Below are 3,107 nucleotides of genomic sequence, written 5' to 3'. Positions count from 1 at the left end.
CTGCAGGGGCTGCTGTAGGAGCTGTTGTAGGAGCTGTCGAGKGAAACGAGGCTGCGAATTTTCAGGTCCGCTCGAATCCCATGCGGAAGATCAAAAGATCGCAGCCTCGTTTCMCTCGACAGCTCCTACAACAGCCAACAGCTCCTACAGGCGATATAACGGGTTTTGAGTGGAGCGTGTTGCCATGGATCTGCGTCGCGTGTGCGGCTGGTCATTTTTGCTGGGGTTGATGATGTTGCCGATCTTGTCCAACGCGGCGGGCAAGTGCGAGCGACTGGTCGTGACTGGTAGCCCGGACGCACCACCGTACCTGTGGCAAGACCCGCAAAATCCTAAAAAACTGATCGGTGCCAGTGCTGATCTGTTGCAGCACGTGGCGGGGGAGTTGGGCATCAAGGTCGACTTGCTCTATGCCGGCAAACGCTCCCAGGCGCTGGAGGAAGTGCGCAGTGGGCGCATGGACCTGCTGGCCGATGCACCGTTAACTGTCAGCGAACTGGAAACCCTGGATTACATTCATCCGCCGCTGCTGGAAAACGACTACCTGGTCTGGACCCGCAAGAATTCGACGTTGATCTACAACGAAGCTCAGGACCTTCACGGTCATTCCGGCGCGTTGTCGGAAAAGTCTCGAATGACCCCGGCATTTGGCACTTTTGCCGAACAGCAATTGACCCTTATCCGTACGCCCAACCTGACCCAGGCCTTTCAGAAATTGCTCCTGGGTGAGGTGGAATTTGTCCTCGCCGGACGCTATTCAGGCACGGCGGTCGCGCAGACGCTGAGCATGGCCAATGATCTGGTCGCCTACCCGCAACCGATCGACAAGCCCGGTCTATACCTCGCGGTTTCCCATAACTCCGCCTGCAACGATCCGTGGTTGCGCGGACAGCTGGCCAAAAAGATGACAGAATTGCCCGCCTCAGGACTGACGGACGCCGCGTTACAACGCAATATCCAGCGTTGGAAAGCGCAGCAGCAACAACCTGTCAGTACTCCAAAACAGTAGGGATTTTTAGTGAGTATTCGACCTCTTTTCGCTGCCCTGGCCGTTCTGGCTCTGGCGGGTTGTGCAGCCGATCCGGCGCCGAATGAACAGATTCGCCTGACCGAACAGGCACTCGTACAAGCCAAAGCCGTGGGCGCCACCGCCGACGACATGCCGGAAATGAAACTGGCCGAAGAAAAATTCGCCCGTGCCCAAAGCAACATGGCCGATCAGTCTTACAAACGTGCGCGCATGCGGGCCGAGCAGGCCGAACTGGATGCGCGCCTGGCCGAGGCCAAAGTGCTGACCCTCAAGAGCGAGGAGCAACTGGACGTACTCAATACCCGCATCACTCGTCTGCGCAAGCAACTGGGAGATGCCCAATGAGCCTCAAGTCGAAAGCGCTCGGTAGCTTGATCCTCGCTGGGTGCGCAAGCCTGTATGGCTGCGCCGGCCAACACAGTGAAACTGCGTTGCAAGAAGCGGGCGCCGACTTCCAGAAGGTCAAGGAAGACTCCAATGTGCTGCGTATCGCGCCCAAAGACGTGATCCGCGCTGGCGAGTCCCTGGCCCGCGCGGATCGTCTGTCCAGCTATTGGGGCAGCGGTTCGGACGTGTTGCATTACGCCTACCTGAGCCAGCGCTACAGCGAAATCGCCCGTGAGCACACCAATCAAGTGCTCAATGAAGAACGTGCGGCGAAGCTCGAACTGGAGCGCCAGCGTCTGCAATTGGCGCTGCGCGAATCCAAATTGCTCAGCGTCCAGCAGCAGGGCAAGTGGCTCGAAGAACAGATTGTCGCGTTGGCAACCACCCAGACTGACCGGGGTCTGGTGATGACATTGGGCGATGTGCTGTTCGATACGGGTGAAGCCGAGCTGAAAAACTCGGCGAACCGAGTGGTGCTGAAAATTGTTCAGTTCCTGCAGCTCAATCCGAAACGCGTGGTACGGATCGAAGGCTACACCGACAGCACCGGCGGCAGGCACGACAACCTCAAACTGTCGCGTGACCGTGCGCAATCGGTAGCCAATGTGCTGATGGATCTGGGGATCGACGACAAACGCATCCATGTCGAAGGCTACGGCGATGAATATCCGGTGGACGTGAACGCTTCCGAGCGTGGCCGTGCACAGAACCGTCGGGTGGAAATTGTGTTCTCCGACGAAAAAGGCCAGCTCGGCGCTGCCCGCTAAGGGTTGCGTCTCTGGAAAACCCGGCCTGCGAGACAGCGCCGGGTTTTTTTACGCCTGCCAATTGACTGGCGCTTGGCGAAAAGCAGTACAGATTTTGCTGACACTGCACTGTACGGTCGACTATTGTGGCAACTGTTCCCGTACACTTCTAAACTGTTCCGGTATTGTTTCGCACAAGAATAAAATGCCCGTGATATCGAGTGCTGCGTCATGACCAATCTCTTGCTCTACCAACGTATTGCTCAACAACTGGCCGAAGACATCCGCCGTGGCGTCTATCAACCGGGGGAGCGCGTGCCTTCGGTGCGCAAGATGAGCTCGCAGCTCAACGTCAGCCATGCGACGGTGTTGCAGGCGTATGCCAATCTTGAAGACCAGGGGCTGATCCGGGCCAGGCCACAGTCGGGCTACTACGTTCACCAGACGCCCGCCCTGACCGCGCCGACGCCGGATATTGCCCGGGTCGAACGTCCGGGTCTGGTCACGCGCAGCAGCATCATTCAACAAGTGCTGGTCGAATCTCGCCGCGAGGGTGTTTTTCCGCTGGGCGCCGCGGTGCCCAGCGTCGATTACCTGCCGGTTCGGGCGCTGCATCAGCAATTGGCCAAAGTCACCCGTTTCCATAGCCCTCGGGCGTTCAGCTACATGTTCAGCCCCGGTTTTGAGCCGTTGCGCCGGCAAGTGGCGATCCGCATGCGCGATGCTGGCGTGGTAGTTGATCCCTCCGAAGTGGTCATCACCCACGGCTGTGTCGATGCGTTGCAGATGTCCCTGCGTGTATTGACCCGCCCGGGCGATCTGATCGCCGCCGAATCGCCAACGTACTATGGCTTGCTGCAACTGGCAGACTTGCTCGGCCTGAAAGTAATCGAAATTCCTAGCGATCCCGCCACCGGCATGAGCCTCGAAGCCCTGCAACTGGC

The 3,107-nt window shown here is 58.5% G+C and carries 4 protein-coding genes; all 4 read left to right on the top strand.

All coding sequences use genetic code 11. From position 1 onward, the window contains the following. The first annotated feature begins 184 nt into the window (after positions 1 to 184). Positions 185 to 1,009: a substrate-binding periplasmic protein gene (locus AC1DRJ_RS22760; protein WP_477804129.1), complete on the top strand. Its 825-nt coding sequence runs from the start codon at positions 185 to 187 to the stop codon at positions 1,007 to 1,009. 9 nt (positions 1,010 to 1,018) lie between these two features. Continuing rightward, a complete protein-coding gene (locus AC1DRJ_RS22755; protein ID WP_477804128.1) occupies positions 1,019 to 1,375 on the top strand; it encodes a DUF4398 domain-containing protein in 357 nt (118 codons plus the stop codon). Then, positions 1,372 to 2,184 (top strand): OmpA family protein, encoded by an 813-nt coding sequence (locus AC1DRJ_RS22750; RefSeq protein ID WP_477804127.1) that lies wholly within the window; start codon positions 1,372 to 1,374, stop codon positions 2,182 to 2,184. Before AC1DRJ_RS22755 ends, AC1DRJ_RS22750 begins: the two co-directional genes overlap by 4 nt. 210 nt (positions 2,185 to 2,394) lie before the next feature. Next, the coding region (locus AC1DRJ_RS22745; RefSeq protein WP_477804126.1) for an aminotransferase-like domain-containing protein at positions 2,395 to 3,107 on the top strand (713 nt) is incomplete at its 3' end.

This window comes from Pseudomonas sp. P5_B2, assembly GCF_056400445.1.
This window is presented reverse-complemented; position numbering and strand designations above follow the sequence as displayed.

Coding starts and splice junctions, on each gene's coding strand:
- AC1DRJ_RS22760 (WP_477804129.1), top strand. CDS start 185: ATGGATCTGCGTCGCGTGTGCGGCTGGTCATTTTTGCTGGGGTTGATG.
- AC1DRJ_RS22750 (WP_477804127.1), top strand. CDS start 1,372: ATGAGCCTCAAGTCGAAAGCGCTCGGTAGCTTGATCCTCGCTGGGTGC.